At 54.7% G+C, this 19,757-nt stretch carries 11 protein-coding genes and 1 other annotated feature; all 11 genes read right to left on the bottom strand.

Translation table 11 applies throughout. From position 1 onward, the window contains the following. Positions 1–483: 483 nt before the first annotated feature. The 11 genes from MKX76_RS00290 to MKX76_RS00240 all read right to left on the bottom strand — a co-directional run bounded on the left by MKX76_RS00290 (position 484) and on the right by MKX76_RS00240 (position 19,686). Positions 484–2,025, bottom strand: a complete 1,542-nt coding sequence (locus MKX76_RS00290) for a 2-isopropylmalate synthase (RefSeq protein WP_341032657.1) — start codon at positions 2,023–2,025, stop codon at positions 484–486. Positions 2,026–2,122: 97 nt separating this feature from the next. Next, positions 2,123–2,354: a binding site (T-box leader), on the bottom strand. A gap of 71 nt (positions 2,355–2,425) precedes the next feature. Continuing rightward, positions 2,426–3,514, bottom strand: coding sequence for a bifunctional 3-deoxy-7-phosphoheptulonate synthase/chorismate mutase (locus tag MKX76_RS00285; RefSeq protein WP_007127531.1), 1,089 nt, complete (start codon positions 3,512–3,514; stop codon positions 2,426–2,428). Between the two features lie 453 nt (positions 3,515–3,967). Next, the gene (locus tag MKX76_RS00280) at positions 3,968–5,194 is read right to left on the bottom strand and encodes a Gfo/Idh/MocA family protein (protein ID WP_210095003.1); all 1,227 of its coding nucleotides are present in this window, start codon (positions 5,192–5,194) and stop codon (positions 3,968–3,970) included. A gap of 45 nt (positions 5,195–5,239) precedes the next feature. Further along, positions 5,240–9,208, bottom strand: coding sequence for a discoidin domain-containing protein (locus MKX76_RS00275; RefSeq protein ID WP_213613531.1), 3,969 nt, complete (start codon positions 9,206–9,208; stop codon positions 5,240–5,242). A 34-nt stretch (positions 9,209–9,242) separates the two neighbouring features. Then, positions 9,243–10,901 carry a DUF4091 domain-containing protein gene (locus tag MKX76_RS00270; RefSeq protein WP_007127528.1) on the bottom strand — a complete coding sequence of 553 codons (1,659 nt, stop codon included), beginning with the start codon at positions 10,899–10,901 and terminating at the stop codon, positions 9,243–9,245. Beyond that, positions 10,882–12,018: a glycoside hydrolase family 88 protein gene (locus tag MKX76_RS00265; protein ID WP_007127527.1), complete on the bottom strand. Its 1,137-nt coding sequence runs from the start codon at positions 12,016–12,018 to the stop codon at positions 10,882–10,884. The genes MKX76_RS00270 and MKX76_RS00265 overlap by 20 nt, the downstream gene beginning before the upstream one ends. 13 nt (positions 12,019–12,031) lie before the next feature. Beyond that, on the bottom strand, positions 12,032–12,913 hold the full coding sequence (locus MKX76_RS00260; RefSeq protein WP_007127526.1) for a carbohydrate ABC transporter permease: 882 nt from the start codon (positions 12,911–12,913) through the stop codon (positions 12,032–12,034). A gap of 18 nt (positions 12,914–12,931) precedes the next feature. Then, the gene (locus MKX76_RS00255) at positions 12,932–13,885 is read right to left on the bottom strand and encodes an ABC transporter permease (protein ID WP_007127525.1); all 954 of its coding nucleotides are present in this window, start codon (positions 13,883–13,885) and stop codon (positions 12,932–12,934) included. An 88-nt stretch (positions 13,886–13,973) separates the two neighbouring features. Then, positions 13,974–15,602: an extracellular solute-binding protein gene (locus MKX76_RS00250; RefSeq protein ID WP_007127524.1), complete on the bottom strand. Its 1,629-nt coding sequence runs from the start codon at positions 15,600–15,602 to the stop codon at positions 13,974–13,976. A 266-nt stretch (positions 15,603–15,868) separates the two neighbouring features. Further along, positions 15,869–18,160 (bottom strand): AraC family transcriptional regulator, encoded by a 2,292-nt coding sequence (locus tag MKX76_RS00245; RefSeq protein WP_007127523.1) that lies wholly within the window; start codon positions 18,158–18,160, stop codon positions 15,869–15,871. A gap of 296 nt (positions 18,161–18,456) precedes the next feature. Continuing rightward, the gene (locus MKX76_RS00240; protein ID WP_007127522.1) at positions 18,457–19,686 is read right to left on the bottom strand and encodes a DUF418 domain-containing protein; all 1,230 of its coding nucleotides are present in this window, start codon (positions 19,684–19,686) and stop codon (positions 18,457–18,459) included. Positions 19,687–19,757 lie beyond the last annotated feature (71 nt).

The following is a 19,757-nucleotide window of genomic DNA, read 5'->3' as shown; positions in this document are numbered from 1 at the left end:
GTACCGGGATTACCTTCTTCGGCAGACATTAATGGCTTCTACCGGGATTACCTTCTTCACCAGACTTTATAGGGCCTCACCGAACCATTCACCGAACCTCTTAGCGGGCTGACACCGGACCGTCAAACGTTTTCTGGGAGCTGCTTTTTAGCAGTCTCAACTTTTTTACTACACAGTACAAAATTGATGTAATTAAACGACTTTATCGCCGCCCGCCCTGTCTAAACGAAGCCTGCAATGGCTGCAGGACGATCCTGCCCGGCCTCAACGTCTGGAAAGTACGCTATGCTGTTCTCACTGTAAACGGCTCCTTTCCTAAGTTTCCAGCTCATTATATATATTTTGTAACGATCGGTCAATAAGCTTCGCCAGCCTATTCCCCGACTTGAGCAAAGGTCCATGCTCACGTAACAACCCAAACGCGAAAAACCCCGCCTCACTTTCTGTAAGACGGGGTTTCCTGCGCTTCCGCTCCTTGCTTGCCTACGCCTGCACTTCTTGCGCAGCGTCCAACAGAACGGCGTTGATTCCGTTCAGGAATGCGAGCGCGCTGGCCTTGATGATATCCGTGTCCATTGCGCGGCCGGAATAGCTCTTCCCTTGGTACTCGATTCGGATGTTGACCCGGCCGATGGCCTCTTTGCCGCGGGAAAGGCTGTTGATTTTGTAATCCTTCAGCTCGACGTCCAGGCCAACGATCGTCTTGATCGCGCTGTACAGCGCATCGATCGGGCCGTCTCCCACCGTGCTGTCCTGCACCGTCTCCCCGCCTTTTTTCAACTTGACGGTAGCGGTAGGATGCAGAGCGTTCGTGACGACCTGGAAGGAATCCAGCTCATACAGATGGCTGCCGGCGTCTTCGTAAGTCCGGTGATGCGTAACCAGGTAAAAGACGTCATGGTCGTACACTTCCTTCTTCGCGTCGGCCAACTGAAGAAATTTCGCGAACAGCGCCTCGAATTCCTCGCCCTCGCCTGCGTCAAAGCCCAGCTTCTCGACCGCGTTTCGGAAGGCGTGTCTTCCCGAACGGGCCGTCAGAATCAGCTCCATGCTGTCGGCGCCAACCTCCTCCGGCGACATGATCTCATACACCTGCTTATCCTTCAGCAATCCGTCCTGATGGATGCCGGAGGAGTGGGCAAAGGCGTTCTCGCCCGTAATGGCCTTGTTCACCTGCACATCCAGCCCCGTCAAATACGTCAGCAGGCGGGAGGTCTTGATCAGCTCCTTCGTCCGGATGTTCGTGCTCGCGTTGAAATAATTCTCCCGCACCTTCAATCCCATCACCACTTCCTCCAGCGATGTATTGCCGGCGCGCTCTCCCAATCCGTTGATGGTGCACTCCACCTTCTCGGCGCCGTTCTTCACGGCTGCTAGCGTATTGGCCGTAGCGAGTCCCAGGTCATTATGACAATGAACGCTTAGAATGACTTGATCGTTCAGGTTTTTGAGCCGCTCCTTGATTTTGTGAATCAGCTCGCCGAACTCTTCCGGCACGGCATAACCGACCGTATCGGGGATGTTAATCATCGTTGCCCCCGCTTTGACGACCGCTTCGATCGTTGTCCACAGGTATTCGAAGTCGGACCTGGAAGCGTCCTCTGTGGAATATTGCACCTGCGGCAGCAGCGTTTTCGCATATTTCACCGCATCGACGCCCATTTGCAGCACCGCATCCTTGGAGCGGTTGAATTTCTTCTCGACATGGATATTCGAGGTTCCGAGCACGATATGAATCAGCGGGTTTTGCGCCAGCTTGATGCTTTCGTACACCGCGTCGATGTCGCTCTTCACGGCCCGCGCCAGCGCGGTAATCGAGACGCTGTCACCTACGGTTCGTGCAATTTCCCGGACGGACTCGAAATCCCCGGCCGACGAAGCAGGAAAGCCCGCTTCAATGATGTCCACGTTCAGCCGTTTCAGCTGCTGGGCAAATTCAATCTTCTGGTGCACGTTCATTTTCGCGCCCGGTACCTGTTCTCCGTCGCGCAAGGTTGTGTCAAGGACGATAATGCTTCGTGTCATTTCTGATTCCTCCCCGGAAAGTTATCGTTGATCTATATCTATTTCAAGCGGGGTTGGTTAAACCCGGAATTTAACCAACAAAAAACCCCGTCTCTGCTATAGAGACGAGGTTGAACCCGCGGTACCACTCTAATTCATTTTACAAGTAAAATGATCTTCTTCGATGGCCATCACCATCTATCCCTGTAACGGTGGAACTCCGGCTTACCCTACATTGTCAGGCAGCTGTTCATAGACGAGTTCAAAGGGAACGACATTACCGTTTCGCACCTGCCAACGGCTCTCTGAAAAGTCATTTCGCTTCTACTATTTCTAATCGAAACATTTGGATTATGCGATTGAATTGATAACTATGTTAGGGAATGAACAGCGATTTGTCAACCCTTTATTTCCCAATTGGTTATACCAATGAGTGCGCCGGCAGCAAGCCGGATTTTCTCACATTGTCCAGGAAGTCCTGGAACTCCGGAATATTCAGCTGCTGAGCCGCGTCGGACAGAGCGGTCGCCGGATCGGGATGAACCTCCACCATGACGCCGTCCGCGCCGGCAGCGAGGGCCGCTCTTGCACATGGAGCCAAAATATCCTTGCGTCCCGTAGAATGCGTAACGTCCACGAGCACTGGAAGGTGGGTTTCCTGCTTCAGGATCGGCACCGCCGAGATGTCCAGCGTATTTCTTGTAGCCTTCTCATAGGTCCGGATTCCGCGCTCGATCAGCATGACCTGCGTATTGCCGCGGGATACGATGTATTCGGCGGCATGCACGAATTCATCGATCGTAGCCGCAAGCCCGCGCTTCAGCAGAACCGGGGTCTTGACGTCGCCCGCTGCTTTGAGCAGCTCGAAATTTTGCATATTCCGGGCGCCGATCTGAATGACATCGATATAGTCGCAGGCAAGCTCGATATGAGCTGGATCCACGATTTCGCTGATCGTTTTCAATCCGAATTCGGAAGCCACTTCCTTCAGAATTTTGAGCCCCTCAACGCCCAGGCCTTGGAAATCATACGGCGATGTTCTCGGCTTGAACGCCCCGCCGCGCATCACGGTGATGCCCGCTTCTTTCAGGGCCTTTGCGACCTGGCGAACCTGTTCGTAGCTCTCAACCGAGCATGGTCCAGCAATCATAACCGGCGTTCCGCCGCCAATGACCGTATCCCCAAGCTGGATCAAGGTGTCCTCCTTCTTCTTCTTGCGGCTGACGAGCAGATGCTTCTTATGGTCGACCTGCTGCAGCTTCAGCGATGCCTGGAAGATCTGCTTGAACAGATGCCGCACCGTTTCGTTATCGAACGGGCCGTGGTTGTGCTCGACCAGGGCATCCAGCATTTTTTTCTCGCGTACCGGGTCGAAATTCGGCACTCCCTGCTTCTGCTTCTCCTGCCCGATCTCCTGGGCTAGGCGCGCCCGCTCCGACAGCAGCTCCAGCAGCTGCAAATTGACGGAATCCAGCTCTGATCGCAATTGCTCCAAACGTCCTTGACTCATATCGAATCTCTCCCTTATGTGTATGATCTGATATAAATAAAAAAGACCCCCCGCCGCAAGGGACGAGGAGTCGTGGTACCACCCTTATTAGATATGCAAAAAAACAGTTCCTTCTTCGCTTATCTCACTTGAACCTCTTAACGCGAGGGCCTCGGGTAAACCTACCGCTTCCCATTCTTTGGAATGCGAGCTATCGGAATACCGGCTCCGGAATGAACTTCGGCGGAGAATCTTCACCCGGGCGCTCTCAGTCGGTGGCAGCCCTTTCCTGTCAGGAAGCTTCTGTCGCTTACTCTTTCCATCATTGCTTGTTGCAGCATGTCTTGTTATGAATTTATAAAGCATTGTATTACACACGGCAAAGGAATTGCAAGAGTTTATTTTAAAGCTTAGGTGCTTTGGTGTGGTGAATCGCCAAATACAAGGGCAACGGACTCGAGGCCAGGCTTTGTATTAAAAAGAAATGCCGGCGGGTTCCGCCGCTTCCCTGTTCATCCATTTCCCGTTGGTGAAATCCGGGATCGCAACGGCGGCGCTTCCAGTCTCGATCGATTGTTCGGACAGGGCGGTCACCGCCATCCAGGACGCCATATCATAGACGTCGATCGGCATCTCCCTTTCCTGAAGAACACTCTCGACAAATGCGCGGAGGCACAGATAGTCCATCCCGCCATGGCCGCCCCGCACGCCGTCTTGCATGTATTCGGTCCACAGCGGATGCTCGTATTCCTGAAGGTAATGCTCAAAGGGTTCCCACTCATGGAGCGGACTTCGTCCTTCCAGGTGAATGACGCCTCCGTCCTCCATCCAGATGCCCCGGGTTCCCTGAACGCGCCCGCCGCGGGAATATGGACGGGGCAGCGACGTATCGTGGGTCAGCAGAATGGTCTCCCCGTTCGCACATTGAATCATGGTTGTTACGACATCGCCAAGGGCCATCTCCGTCCGTGCCACGGGATGGTCTTCGCCCAAATGCCGGCGGGCCCAATCCCTTACGCCGCGCGATTTGGTCGCCATGGAGGACAGCTTGGTCATCCGGTTTCCGCGATTGATATTCAGCAATTTGGCGGCAGGACCCAGACCATGCGTCGGGTACACGTCGCCGTTGCGGCGCAAGTAATTGTGGATGCGATAGTGGCGGTTCTCTATTCCTTTGGCAACCTCATCCCGTAGATCATGCCCGTATGCCCCTTGGCAGTGGATCAGCTCGCCGAACACTCCCTGACGGACCATATGCAGCAGCGCCATTTCCTCCCGGCCGTAACAGCAGTTTTCCAACAGCATGCAAGGCGTGCCGGTCGCTTCATACGTGCGCACGAGCTGCCAGCATTCCTCCAAAGAAGCGGCTCCCCCCACTTCCGACGCCACGGGCTTGCCGACCTGCATGGCCGCTATGGCAATCTCGCTGTGGCTGGTCCAGGATGAGGCGATAATAACCGCCTCAACATCCTCGCGACCGATGACCTCGCGATAATCCGAGCAGCTGGCTGGGGCAGGTCTGCCCATATCGGTTACCACTCTCGCGGCCTCTTCAAGCCGATCCTCGTAAAGATCGGATATGGCCGCAATTTCCACGTCCGGCATTTCTACAAGCAGCTCGAGCAGACTTTTGCCGCGCTTGCCCAGACCGATGAAGCCGAGCCGCAGCGTTTGTCCTCTCCCGCCGATCATCCTGTTCATATTTCGACTACGCTCCTTTTCGATTGGCAGGCTATAGATGCTTCCTTAACCTGCATCACGTAAAATGCTGTTTTCCGCGTTTCCCCTCATCGGCTTAAATATGCCGACCTCCGCGTAATTATTCCATTGATTCGAGGTATTGCCCGAACCGTTAATCCGGATATACCTCGCGGTGACTTCCGGAAAAAGGAACACCTCCGGTTCGGCCGTCAATCCCGAGCTGACCCCCTCTGCATACACCTGCTCCCAATGAACACCGTCCACTGAAACATCGATGGTGAAATAGGACTTTCTCGTATTTCCGCTGAAAAACGCGATCGATACCGCTCCAACCTGCTTGGCCTCGCCGAGGTCATACTGAATCCACTGCGGTCCCTCCGAGGTCCAGCGGGTAATCATGTCTCCGTCCATCGTTTTATCGGGCGTATGGCCTTGGTTCGCCTGAGGGACTGCGCTGGCCGTGACCTCCCGGACCGGCAGACGGAAGCCCGGAGGGGGATCGCCGATCAAAGGTCCGACCGTAAAGGCAATCGTATATCGGTTGCTCACTTCCGGCCTCGACGGATCGGTCACGTCAATATAGGTTTTTCCCGGAATACTTTCAGCCGTCTGGACCGAAACCTCATGACCGGACACCGCCTCGACCTTCGGCACCTTCGACCGCTCCCCGTACGGCACTGTCCATTCGTAATACGTGCGCTGCGGGTCAAATCCGGCGAGAGGGGTCCCGTCCACGAGGATGGATTCGGCTTCAGGCAGCGGAACCTTCTCAGGCAGCGGACCATCCGGGATCGTCCAATCATCGAGGCTGCGGACGTCCGGAGACACTTCCGGCAGCGGTGCCGAGGCTGTCAGCGGAACCATCCACAGGGACAGACGTCCTCCGGTCACGCCCTCCATATGGACGGCCAGCTTCCGAATGCCGTGATTGACGGTTTGCCCCGAAGGATTCGGCGTCCCTTCCAGCGGCTCAGCCTTCATCGCGCTAAACGCCGCTCCCTCCGGAGCGTCCAGCATCCGCACGTACAATTTCTTATCGTTCTGCGTCAACACGGCCTCTTGTCCGCTGCCGAGCACGTCGATCTCGGCTTCCGTGTGCATGAACCAATACAGCTCGGACGGCGACTTGAGTTCGAACTCGTCTTGAACAATCAATTGCTCGCGATCGCCGGTCAGCATCAATCCCCGCTTGTAGGACCATGCATCCTTCGGATACCGCTCGGTCAGGTCGATCACGCCAAATGCGCCGCGAGGCTTGGATTCGCTCCGGACAAGCGGTGCCTTGGCGCCGTAATCCTGCATAAACACAGGGTTTTCTTGCGGATTGATGACCATGACGTTCTGCCCCTGCGCGCCTTTGCGGTAATAAGTCCAGCGTTGACCGCCGGCATAATCCCAGAAGCCGGGGAGACTGTAATTCTCCATCCCCAAATCGGTTGCCCAGCGTTCTCCCAGCGCATCAAATACAAAGGTGCCGGCGTCCATATCGATATGGCTGAGCAGCGTATCGTTAAACCCCTTTATCGAGGCATACGCATCGTTCAGATTTGACCAGCCGCTGCGCATGGATATCGATTCGATTCCGGTAAATACCCGGTCGAGCGCTGCCGGCTGCTCGTCAAACATGCCCGGGCGGTAGAACAGCAGATAGTACGGGGAAAAAGCCCCTTCCCGCCGGGTCAGCTCCCCCGCATACCAGGCGTAATGCGGCTGATCGTAGAAATCGGCCATCCAGAGCGTTTGGGGATGCACGTTCGGCGTTGCCGAATCGTAAAAGTTAAAAAATCCTCCCGGCCCCCATAAATGCAGCGGATATTCCCCCGATGCCTTCACGCCCTTCAGCTCCGCCAAGCCATAGTCGGTTCCGAGCGTATTATGCATTGCAGCAATCTTATAAAAAAGGAACTCGGTCCCGTACTGCCAATAATGCGGCCCTTCAGGCCATGAGCCGTCCTCCGCGAAGAATCGAAGCGTATGCTGCAGCTTGCCGTAGGACCCCCGGAGAATTTCCAGTCCGGCTTGAGTCGCTTTCTCGTCATCGCCGAGCATGGCGAGCGCCGCAACGGCAAAGCTGCCGTTATCCACGAAATTGATGTTGTTGAACTCCCCATTATGGGTGAATTCCCCACGGTACCAAGCGAGTGCATGACTGAACGCATGCTTCATGACCGCCTCCCGGACCATGCTCCGCTCTTGTTCCGTCATGGCGTCGTACAGCCAGTCGTAAGCGAGCGTAAATCCAAGCGTCATATACGTTAAGGAGAGCATATTGTTATAGCGGCCTCCCCAATCCGGGAACGACGCGGCGGATTCAAGTTCCTGCACGGCCCGCTGTGCGTAAGCCTCATCCCCGGTTAGCCGGTACATCATCGCCGTACGGATCAGCAAATCCCGCACATTGCTGTTGCTCCCCCCGTTCGGAAGATAACCGTACGGCTCCGCATCCAGCAGCCGATCCGTTTCCCGCTTCAGCTGCTCAAACCAAGCCGTGACGTATTCATCCTTGCCGATCAGGCTGCGGGTTAGGGCAAAATCCTCCGCATTCGCCAGAACGCGCGGATGGACGCCTTCGTTGCCGCTGGATGCAAGCTTCCCCATCAAGTCTGTCTCATCCGGTATAACAAAAATATAGGCCTTGCCCGTAGCCGATTTCCCCGACGCCGTCGTTGCCGTCACTTCAAATGAATCGTAGCCGACATCATTCGAGGCAGGCGTATAAGTAAACGAACCGTCCGAAGCGAGAGACATTTCGCCGCGCGGAGCGCCGGTCAGCGTCCACTCCACAGCCTCCTCCGAGAGAAGACGGCCTATCCGCCCTTCTAATGGCGTGTTCTTCCCGGTGGAGTACCACAGGAGGTCAAGCACGGGCGGCCCGTCCTTCGGCAGCACCTCGATCATGGCCGCCGCGGCGGCGGGCCCTCCCTCCTTGCCGATGGCCACAAACAGGAAGGAATCCGGGCCGGCGTAATCCCGGTTCGGGTAATAGCGGAACGAACCGTCGGAAGAGACGCTTACCGTGCCGTGGCGGGGCGCCGCCGCCAGCTCAAAGGAAACGGAGCCGCCGGAGGTACCGGAGCTGTCCGCAGCGGTCAGCTGCCCGTCCAAAACGCCGTTTTCATTCACGGTGCCCGCATAGGGCTCGGCAGTCAACCCGGGTGGAGTGTCCACCGTGACCACGGCCTGCCTCGTTACGCCCGACGAATGGGAGGCGGCGGAAATGACCGAATAACCCGCATGATGCGCCGCGACCTCTCCCGTCTGGTACACCGACGCCGTGACCGTGTTGGAGGAGCTCCACTCCAGGAAGGTATCGGACGCATTCTCCGGTGCAAAGGATGCCTGAATGCGTCCGGCTTCGCCCGTTCTCAAGCTGATGATCTGCGGATCGAGCGTAAATTCCTCAAGCGGGACATATTCCCGAAGGGAAAGCTGGTCGAACCATACCGTGCCCGCCGATTTTTCCAGAAACGCCTCCACCTTTCCCTGCGGGCTGGCATCCATATCGGAAGCGACATGGATGACATGGCTGAAGCGGGTCCAATCCCGGGTTCCCTTCTGCCCTTGGACCGCATAGCTGATGCTGCTCGAGCCGTTCCGCTTGTACTGAAAGCGTACCACGACCTGATCCGTCACCTGCTCGAGCTTATACATGCCGGTGAGCAAGTAGCTCTTGCCGGCTTCAATCCCTGCCGCAGGCAGCGTAATCGCTCCCCGGTCGGTGCCGGAAGCGGTGCCGGAAATGGAAACCGAGCGGCTCCCGCTATAATACACGTCCTGATCCACCGCGAACACCGGGTTTCCGGCCGCCCTCCATTCGCTGACATGCTCCGGCGCGACCTGGTCCAGCCAGGTGGACTTGGCCGTTACGGCTTCAAAATCCGAATTCATTAGCAAATTGCCGGCCGGTGCCGCCCCTTGAGCCGAAACAGGCCTTCCCGCCGCAGGAAACACCCCCGCCGTAAGCGCGATGACCAGAACCATGGACAGCCAGCGCTTGAAGTTGAAGCTCATCATCCATTCCTCCCTCTCACAAGGATTTACTTCGGGTTTATCGTTCCATCATACTTGCTCTGATTTGCTCGTTAACGGCGTTTCGCAAATCCAGCAGCCATCCAGCATCCCGCGGGTAGCGCTCAAAGGACAGCGGCGCTTCGAGCGACACCTCAATCATGTTAAGAACTTCGTCCCTCCCGATGGTTTGCTCCAGCAGCTCAAGCGCCCTGAGATCCTGCAGCGCTTCGCGGAATACCTTCATCCGTAAGGAGCATACGGGACCGTCCTCGCCCGGATATACCAGAAAGGCATCGCCGGATGGATAGCCGATATCCGCATCGGTGGTCAGATAGGGGTTCACCGGCCGCTTAGAGTATTGGGAGTTCCAGAAATTGAAGCCCCAATGGAGGAAGCCCTTAATCCGGTACTTATACAGCTGCAGCCCGAGGATGCGGTTCCGCTCGGACGGAAAGGAGAAGAAGCGGTTTGCCACCTGTTTATATTGGCTGCAGCAATAATAGGTCCACAGGGGGGCAACTCCGGATTCGAGAAACGGCTGAAGCTTGTCCGTCGCCGGAATCGGATTCGGAACCAGCCCCTCCTTATAAAACGCATAATCGGACAGTGCGTCGATCCGGGGATAATCTCCCACCGCTACATCCACGATTTCCGCCGCTTTCCGGTAAGTCTCCAGATGCTCCAAATGGGGCTCGTCCGATACATGGAAGAATATCCTGTCCTCAATGCCAAGCCCTCGGATCAGCTGTACAAGCTCCTTTAGAAACCGGGCTAGGAATTCCCGATACTCCGCCCCGAGCGCATCCGTGTCCCAACCGAAGAGGCGCCTCGTCTCCCCGTCCTCCCGGACCATAATCTTCGGCGCATGAGCTGCTCCCCACTGGGTAAACAAATGCGAAAATTCGAAATATTCGATGCCAAGCCGCTGCCCCATCTTGATCCAGCGCTCCAGCTTATCGAAGCCGAAAGCATATCCGTCACCGGACTTCTCCACATCCACAAGCTGGACCGTCAGCCGCTCTCCTCCTACGGCGGTATCCAGCGGCGGCGTGAACAGCGGAGTAAGCAGCATATTGATGCCATGCTCCGCCGCAGTCTCGACGTACCGCTCAATCAAGCGCCAATGCTCCTCCGAAAACACCTCCACCCCGTAAAATTGTGCCAGACCGTCACAGTGGAACCATTCCGTCCGGATCAGCCGCTGCTTCGGCAGGGAAGCCGGGATCACATCCACTTCAAACCGTTCCCCGCCAAGCTCTTCCCCATGCTGGGAATAAAAGACGACCTCGATCGCATGAATGCCGGGTTCGGCCCGCTCCGTCACCTGAACCTCCAACCATACGGACCGCCACTGATTTCCCGGGGAATGAACCCTATTCTCCGGATCCAGCGGGTACAACGGATCGGGGTAGAGCCCCGGCGTCGACCGCAGGATATGCCCGTCATGGTCCGGATAAATCGGAAATTCGGACGGAACCAGCCCGACCGCATACACCGATACGGATAACCCTTCGGGGGCCTTTGCCTCGACACGCACATCCCTCAGCCTTTCCCCTGTGCGGTAGGCGGTTTGAAAGGACACGATTTCCCGCCGCAAGGCGCTTGTCCGTCGACATGGCGGATCATTCAATTCCGAATCCGTAAACACTTTCGACAACGAACTCAGCGCCCGGGTCTCAAACGCGCTGTCGTTCATACCAGTACCCCGCTTTCCCGTTGATGCTGCGCATCAGCGCTTCCACATAAAAATAATCGCCCCAAATCATATAATCATCAGGACCTCTCCCGCCCCGCACATGGTACGATCCGTGCTTCAACAGCCCTTCCGCACCGTCGTCGTCCAGGGTCGCACAGCGTTCGACCAGCGCTTTCAGCAGACGATCGGCCGCGGAGCCGAGCTCAGCCCTGATCGGATCGTCTTCTTCCAGCAGCGAGCGGATTTCCAGCATGCCGCAGACGGCAATGGCTGATGCCGAGCTGTCACGGGGCGTATCTTCCGCAATCTCCGCGTCAAAATCCCAATATGGAATTCCATCTGACGGAAGGCGTCCGATAAAATACCGGGCGGCTCTTATCGCGGTCTCCAGGTATTCTCGATTTTGCGTATAGCGATAGGATAACGCGAACCCGTACACGGCCCACGCCTGTCCCCTGGACCAGGTGGATCCGTCATGATACCCCTGATGCGTTCCGCCTCCGATCGGAATCCCGCTCTCCTCCCGGAAATAAAACGTATGATATGACGAATCGTCGCCCCGCATTAAATAACGGCGGCTTTTGTCCGCCTGGTGCTCCGCGGCCTCACGGTACCGCATGTCGCCAGTCTGTTCGAACGCCCAGTACAGCAGCGGCAGATTCATCATGCAGTCGATGATGATTCGACCGCCGTTCTGCGGGTCGCCTTTCGGTCCCCATGCCTGCAGGTAACGCCCTTCGGGACGCCAGCGAAGCATCAAATGCTCCGCCGCCTCCAGCGCAAGCGTTCTGGCAGCCTCGTCCCGGTCGATGATCCATGCCGCCACGGCGGAGGGCTGATACAAAAAACCGATGTCATGATGATCCAGGTTGCGCCGGGTCACATGCAGCCGTTCCCGAAAGCTCTCCACCTGCATAAGCGCTGATTCCCTGAACTCCTCTTTCCCGGTATATTCGTAGCAGAGCCAGGTCATCCCGGTATAAAATCCCTCGATCCAATCCCGGTTCTCCCCCCATTCATACCTCTTCTCCGAGGTAATGTGGGGGAACAAGCCGGGGGCACGACGAAGGTTGCCAAGCGTCTTCTTCCATGCGTCCTCCATAGCCTGCTCCCACATGCCGTTTCCCCTCCTATTCCTTAATCGCGCCGACCATGACGCCTTTGACGAAATATTTCTGCAAAAACGGATACAAGAACAGGATCGGCAGCGTTGCAACCATTACGGTTGCATACTTGATCGTCTGCGCCACGGGCATTCGGTCTCCCCCGCCAACCGAGGTCATCATGCTGTTCGTATCGTTCTGGACCAGAATCTCCCGCAAAATGAGCTGAAGCGGAAACAAATCCCGATCTCTCAAATAGATGAGCGCATCAAACCACTTATTCCAATGCCACACGCCATAGAACAGAATCATGACGGCCATCACCGGCATCGAGAGCGGGATGACCACCCGGCATAGAATCGTCCAGTCATTGGCCCCGTCGATGCGGGCCGCCTCCTCTAGCGATACCGGCACGCTTTGGAAAGCGGTCCGCATCACAATCAAATTCCAGGTGGTCATGGCACTCGGGATAATTAATGCCAAATAGGTATCCGTCAAGCCCAGTCCTTGAACGATCAAATACTTGGGAATGAGGCCACCGTCAAAGAACATCGTCAACACGATCAATATCATGATCAAGCTGCCCCACATCACGTTCCGGCGGGATAGCCCGTAAGCCCCGAGCGCAGTCATCACCATATTAAGCGTCGTTCCTGCGACGACATAGAACAACGTGTTCAGATAACTGTTTAGAATGTTCGGATTCTCAAACACCATTTTGTAGGAATCCAAGGAAAATCCGGCCGGCCACCACAAAATCCCCCGGTGCTGCACGAACTGGTTCGGATCGCTGATCGAAGCGAACAGCACGTAAACGATCGGGTACAGCGTAACGGCCGACAAGGTGAACAGCAGAACGACATTGGTTATATCAAACGCATGCTCGCCAAAGCTTTTTTTATGCACCATGCTGTCTGCCTCCTTCTACTACCACAGCTTCGTATCGGAATAGCGTTTGCTGATATAATTCGCTCCCAGCAGCAGCGCCATGTTAATGAGCGAATTAAACATGCCCACGGCTGCGGCGTAGCTGTAGCTCGCCTCCAATATCCCCTTGCGGTACACGTATGTGCCGATGACATCCGCCGTTTCGTACGTGGACGGATTGTACATCAACAGAATCTTCTCATCCTGTAAGACCATGAAGCTGCCGATCCGCAAGATGAACAAAATGATCACCGTCGGCATGATGCCGGGCAGCGTAATGCGGAGCATCTGCTTCCAGCGGCCGGCTCCGTCCACTTTAGCAGCCTCGTAAAGAGAAGGGTCGATGTTCGAGATTGCCGCCAGATATATGATCGAGCCCCAACCGACGCCCTGCCAAATCGCCGAAGTCGTAAAGAGCGTCCGGAACCATTCCGGCAGCCGCAGAAACGGGACCCCTTTCCCTCCAAAAAACTGGATGATCTGATTGATCAGTCCGTCCGTCGACATGAAATCGACCATCATCCCCACCACGACCACGACGGAAATAAAGTGGGGGATATAGGTGATGGATTGCACGGTCCGCTTAAAGAAGCGGCTTCGCACTTCATTTAGCATAAGCGCCAATAGGATGGAGGCGGGAAACACGAAGATCAGGTCATATAAGCCGAGTAACACCGTATTTCGCAATACCCGCTCAAAGAAAAAGCCGGTGAAAAAATCCTGAAAATGCTGAAAGCCTACCCATTCGCTATGCCAGATGCCTTTGCCCGGAGAAAAGTTCTTGAAGGCGATCTGAAGCCCGTACAGCGGCCCGTAATGAAAGATGGCATAAAAAGCCACGACGGGCAGCAGCATGAGGTAAATCAACCGATTGCGCTTGAAATCCTTCCTGACTCTTACGCCGAAGGGTTGGCTGATTCGGGCGGATGCTGCATCCTTCCTGCCTAACTCCACAGTTGTCCCTCCTTTATGCTATTTGCTAAGGTTGACCGGAGCCCATATATCGGTGCGGTCCCGGCTTCTTGATTCAAACAAGTCATTGTTAACGGCTGTTATAGCGGTCCAGCGCGGCCTGCTGAATGGCGACGGCCTCTTCGATTCCCATGCCTTTAATCGTTTCGACGAAGGCTTCGAATTGGTCGATCGGCTCCACGCCCATGATAAATTTGTTCAGCATTTCGTCGTAGTAGGTTTTCACATCGTTCATGATGGATGCGTACCGGGCCGATTCCTCTTCGTTCGGGGAAATGACCGGCATCAAGCGGTCGTTCTTGGCATTCATCCAGGCTTCGATGGCCGACGCTTGCTGCGGCAGCGAGGAATACTGCTCCATATACCTGCGATCCTGGACGAACGGACCGGAGTATCCGGCCATCGCATACTGCGCCAAGGCCTGCGCAATCGGAAGACTATCGTTTTTCGTGATTTGCTCGGTATACGTCGGGTACCCGTCAACCATCTCGTAGCTTTCTCCCTCGATGCCGAAGTTGAACAGCAGTGATCCTTCCTCCCCGTACTTGTAATCAAGCCATTTGACGGTGGCCTCCGGGTTCTGGTTTTTGGATGTGATGGCGGCGCCGTACCCCGTAAACGGAGAATCCTTCTGGCCCAGCGGCGGCGTCTCCCCCTTCTTCAAGGCCACGTTCGGCGCGCCGGCAAGATCAAAGCCGCCGCCCTTCCCTTCCATCATCTGCAGATAGCGGCCGATGCCGCTGCCCGTATAGCCGGTGAAGGCGCCCAGCGTGTTGTTCGTAATTTTGGCGTCCCACAGATTGGAGTCTCCTGAGAGATAATCCGGGTCGATCAGGCCTTCGGCATACCACCGGCTCATCGTTTGCAAAAATTCCTTGAATTCCGGCTGGATCGGACCGTATTTTACGACCCCGTCCACTTGGTAAAAGGAGTCGGTGATCCCCCATGCCCCCAGAAACGCCTTATTCATAGAGAGCTGACCCGGATCCAGGCGAAGCGGGATTTCATCGGCCTGTCCGTTCCCGTTCGGATCGTCGTTCTTGAAAGCGGTCAGAACCGTATGCCACTCTTCGATCGTTTCCGGCATGCCAAGTCCCAGCTTGTCCAGCCAATCCTGGCGGATGATCAGCCCGTTGTAGGTCAACAGGTAGTCGTCGCCCCGCAGAAACGGAAACACGTATATATTTCCGTCGTCCGAAGTAATCATTTTGCGATACTCCGGATTTTCGTCGAGCACCTTCTTTAAATTCGGGGCATGCTGATCAATAAGCTCATTGAGGCGAATCAGGGTGCCGTCTCCAATCAGCTTGTCGGGACCGCCCGAAACGGCGGACCAGTTGTGCTCGATCACGTCGGGCAGATCGCCGGACGATACCATGATGTTGAAGGAGTCCTGCTCCGATCCTGCCGGAGGGTGCTGGAACTGCACCTTGGTTCCCGTCATTTCCTCCAGCTTTTGATATGCCTTGATCTCACCGGCATTTTGAAGGGTTGCGGAAGCGTTGGAATTCAACGTTACCCAGTACGTCAGACTTTCCGGATAGCCGACCTCCTTCGGCGTCCCTTCCTGCTGCGTCTTGGCCGGATCGGCTTCGCCGTTTTGGTCGGAATCAGATTTGCCTCCACCTCCGCTGCAGCCCGTTAATGCCAATACAAATGACATTATTAGGGAAACAAATATGACATTTCGGTTTTTCATTTTAACTATTCCCCCTCCTCGTGTTCATCCTGCGAATATCGCTCCCCTTATCGGGTTCTCCTTGAATTTTAGGGAATGGTCGCGCTTTCGTACATTGCCAAAATTTCTAATACCGTTTACATTTCTTCAGAATGAAGACGCAATTTTTAATATTTCGTTTACAATGTTTACGAAATCGTTCTATAACCTTCACGTTATGTGATATTTATTAACTCACATGTAACAAATTAGAGTGCATAAACAGAAAACAAGCAGTTGCTAGACAACTACTTGTTTTCAACCAATGTTTTGTATTTCCCCGGCGTGATCCCTTCATGCTTTTTGAATACGCGGATGAATCCGACATCATTGTTGTATCCGACGAGGCGGGCGATTTGAGAAATGGTAATATCCGGGTCGTTCATCAGTTCCTTGGCCTTTCGAATGCGGATCTGGGCGAGATAGTCCGACATGTTCATGCCGCTGCTCTTCTTGAACAGCCCGGACAGATACTGAGGCGTAATGTGAAAATGCTCCGCAACCGCGGCCAGGCTCAGCATGGCGTCATCCGCGTTCTGCTCCAAATAGGCCTTGGCCTTATCCACGACCGCCGATGCATTGTTTACACGTTTCTTTCGCACCTGCTCGCAAACTTGTTGAAAGAGCGACAGCACAAAGGCATACATGTCCTCGACGCTATCCGCTTTGTTGATGACCTCCAGCGGTTTCAGCCCGGGTTCGAACAGATCCTCGTATTTTAGATTCAGGGCGTTCAAAAGCTTGAGCAGCGTGCTGAGCAGATTGGCGAACAGCAGTCTCGCCAGCTCCGGCTCCTTATGCTCCATCTCTAAATTGCTGCGGTATAGGTTTCCAATTAGCTGCTCGACCTTTTCCGTTTCCCCGTTCTTCACCGCGTGAATGATCTGAACCTCGGTGTCCACCGGGAAATCGTAGACCAGTCCCGACCTGTGCTTCATATCATCGTAGACGAGCACGGACCGGTTCTCCGTGAAAATGGAATAATCCAGCGCTTTCATGCTTTCGTCCATACATACGGGGACCTGTTCCATGCCCGGGTGGAGATCGCTCAAGGCAACGATCACGCCGGTCTCGAACTGCCCGCTGATCAGTTCCTGAATATTCCCCAGCCATTCGTACAGCGATGCTTTTTGATGGTGATCCTTCTCGGAAACATTGAGTACGACGGCAACCAGATCCTTGTCCAGCTCCACGCAATGAAAACAGTAAAGCGGGTGGTCTTCCACGAGCTTCCCTGTCAGAAAACGCATGATCGCCCAGACCCTCTCCGTCTTCTCCTGTTCCTCCGCTCCCATTCCGCACAGCTTGATCAACGCGACGCCAAAGTAAGCATGCCTGAACCCGATCTCCATGAATTCCAGCGAATGGTCCGATACCGCTTGGGCATCCACATGACCTTTCAGCAGCCGCTGCAGGAAGTGGGAGCGGATGACGGGCACCTGCTCCTTGAGCCTGTCGTTTATTGCATCCTTCTGGACAAAAGCATCCTTCACGGCAGTCTTGATGAATTCGTATTCGTTGCCGTAAGCGGAAGGGCTCGGCTGCTTTTTTTCCGAAATCAATCGGATGATTTCCCGCACCGGCTGATACGCCCGATAGGTTAAGAAGGCGCAGGCGCCGATCCCCCCGACTAAATAGATGAACAGCACGCTGAGCGCCCAGCTTTTGACGGTTCCTACCTTTCCCCAAAATACCTCATCCGGCACAGCGGACACATACTCCCACCCGCTGCGCGCGGAATGAGCCGACACGCTGATCGTGCTCGGATTCCCCTCCTGCATTGTCATAAGGCTCTCGCCGCTTCCCGTATGCAGCAAAACCTGCCCTTCAGCGTTCTTAATATAGATCGTCCCTTGATTCGACCGGGTGATTTCCTCCAGCCATGTATGAATTTGCCGTTTATCGATTAACATCACCAAGGCGCCTTCGGGAGCGCGTCTCTCGCCCGACGGCAACGAGTGAACATAGGTCAGCATTTCCGTTTTATCATTGGGCCGGCCGATGGGTTCCACCGGAAGAAATGAATTATAATGAGGAGCATTCAATATTTGGTCCTTCCACTGCTCATACGTCATGCCATTGTATGCGTAAAGCCTCGAATAGAACAAATGGGCACTCGTTTTCAGACCCGGCGTCAGAACGATGTCGCTGTTCCGGAAGTAGATGTACAGTTCGCGGACAAAGCTGTTGTTGTTTTTGTACCGCTGTATTTCCTCCATGAAATTGTAGAAGGCATAGTTCTCTTTGCCGTTCGTTATGCCATCCATGCTTAAAAGCGCTTTCATATCTGGATGGGACGTAATGTTGCGTGAAAGCTGGTACATCTCCTCTAGTTTGCTGTCAACAATCTGCTGCGCCTGCTGAATCAAAGCCTGGTTCAGCTTATTCGCGTTATCTACCATGACGCCCTCGATTCGATTATAGACTGCGGCAAAAACAAGCCCCGGAAAAAGCAAGATCAATAAGTACGACAGCAGCAAAGTCATAAACACTCTTCTGCGCATGAATCGTCTGTCACGCATCATTGCCGATCCTGCCATATCCCTCCACCTCCATCGTGTTATACCTAGCATCATAACGCAATCCTTTCAGGATCGCACAACTCATCTTAAATATTGATAATGCACTTTCAAATTATATAATACGATTTTCATGTTTAAACGAGCCTTCTGTCCTGTATACGGCTCCCTCTTGTTCCGATTAGCAAGAGCGGCAGTCAAACCGCCTCGAAGTCATTGAAGAGACTTCATGGGAACCCCCTCTAGCTTCGTATGGTCAAAAAAAGAGACTCCCGCCGCGAGGGACGAGGAGTCGTAAAATAACCCTGTTAAAGATTTTATAAGGTGCCGCGTTGCTGCCGGGGATGCGATACGTCTTGCCCGCTCCGCTTTACAGGGTTCCCCCAATAGGTGACCAGCCGCCACACATATTCCAATGGTCCGATTGGAAACCGTCTTAGCCACCATATACTGAACGCCGTTTGCAGGGCGAAGATGAACAACGCCAGCAGCATTTGCGCCGCGGGCGCGACCTTGCCGAACCACCCGAGCCCGTAGCCGTAGAAGATCAAACCGCAGATGACGGATTGAAGCAAATAATTGGTAAACGCCATTTTTCCCGGGCGGGATAGTGCATTCAGCACGTTATTCCAGCGGCTGTTCTGGTATAAACGGGCGAATGCACCGATATAGGCCAGCGTCACCAGCGGCGCCCCCACGAACAGGGAGACCGCTTCGACCCAGGTCGGAAGCCCTTTTGCCAGCGACATCATCACTTGAAGCGGAAAACCGATGAGCGCCCCGAGCAAAATCAGTCTTGCTATAATCTTACGGTTTCCGTCCGCATCATGAAGAATCCGCTGTTTGCAGAAGTAAGCGCCCAGCAGGAACATCCCGAGAATTTGCGGATAAAAGACAAGCATGTTGAACAACGAGGCGATGTAATCATTGATGCGCTGAGCCGTGATCTGAAAAAACGTGCCCTCGCCGTAAATGGCCGCATCGCGTTCTTGAAAGTAAATCCCCATCCGATAGGCATCCGCTTGGCTTATCGGCTCGAACGCTTGGCTTCCGGCGCCGGGTGACAGCAGGCTGGCTCCCGTCAGCAGGACCGGAACAACCAGGAGCAGCGCCACCGACCAGATCAGCAGCGTACGCGGCTTACAGCGGTGAAACAGCAGCAGTACAAACCCCAGAATGGCGTAATGTGTCAGGATGTCGCCATACCAGATCAGCAGGCCGTGCAGCAGCCCGAACACCAGCAAGGCCAACAGCCTGCGCGTGTATATGCGATGAAACCGGCCTCCTTTCCTCCGGCTGCTCTCCTGCATTAACACCATGCCGAAGCCGAACAGAAAAGAAAAAATCAAGATGAATTTCCCGTCGATCAAGATGCCGCGCAGCAGCATCAGTCCTTGATCCAGCCATCCGTTCCATAATTCGACGCCGAAGGAGATCGTCTGGAGCGAGGTCGTAAAGAACGTAATATTGACTAAAAATATGCCGAATAACGCCAATCCCCTCAAACTGTCGATCTTCGTCAAGCGTTGTTGCGAATTCCTGTCCATTCATTTCCCTCCTTACCCATGTATTCCAAGGTTAAGGTACAATGATAAAGAATCTATAAAGTCCGCTATCC

Source organism: Paenibacillus sp. FSL R5-0810, from assembly GCF_038002285.1.
GTDB lineage: Bacteria > Bacillota > Bacilli > Paenibacillales > Paenibacillaceae > Paenibacillus_AQ > Paenibacillus_AQ lactis.
This window is presented reverse-complemented; position numbering and strand designations above follow the sequence as displayed.

Bases quoted from the DNA above. Each gene is read 5' to 3' on its own strand.
- MKX76_RS00270 (WP_007127528.1), bottom strand. From the start codon at position 10,901: ATGAACGACAGCGCGTTTGAGACCCGGGCGCTGAGTTCGTTGTCGAAA.
- MKX76_RS00260 (WP_007127526.1), bottom strand. From the start codon at position 12,913: ATGGTGCATAAAAAAAGCTTTGGCGAGCATGCGTTTGATATAACCAAT.
- MKX76_RS00290 (WP_341032657.1), bottom strand. From the start codon at position 2,025: ATGACACGAAGCATTATCGTCCTTGACACAACCTTGCGCGACGGAGAA.
- MKX76_RS00280 (WP_210095003.1), bottom strand. From the start codon at position 5,194: ATGAACAGGATGATCGGCGGGAGAGGACAAACGCTGCGGCTCGGCTTC.
- MKX76_RS00285 (WP_007127531.1), bottom strand. From the start codon at position 3,514: ATGAGTCAAGGACGTTTGGAGCAATTGCGATCAGAGCTGGATTCCGTC.
- MKX76_RS00245 (WP_007127523.1), bottom strand. From the start codon at position 18,160: ATGGCAGGATCGGCAATGATGCGTGACAGACGATTCATGCGCAGAAGA.
- MKX76_RS00240 (WP_007127522.1), bottom strand. From the start codon at position 19,686: ATGGACAGGAATTCGCAACAACGCTTGACGAAGATCGACAGTTTGAGG.
- MKX76_RS00265 (WP_007127527.1), bottom strand. From the start codon at position 12,018: ATGTGGGAGCAGGCTATGGAGGACGCATGGAAGAAGACGCTTGGCAAC.
- MKX76_RS00275 (WP_213613531.1), bottom strand. From the start codon at position 9,208: ATGATGAGCTTCAACTTCAAGCGCTGGCTGTCCATGGTTCTGGTCATC.
- MKX76_RS00250 (WP_007127524.1), bottom strand. From the start codon at position 15,602: ATGAAAAACCGAAATGTCATATTTGTTTCCCTAATAATGTCATTTGTA.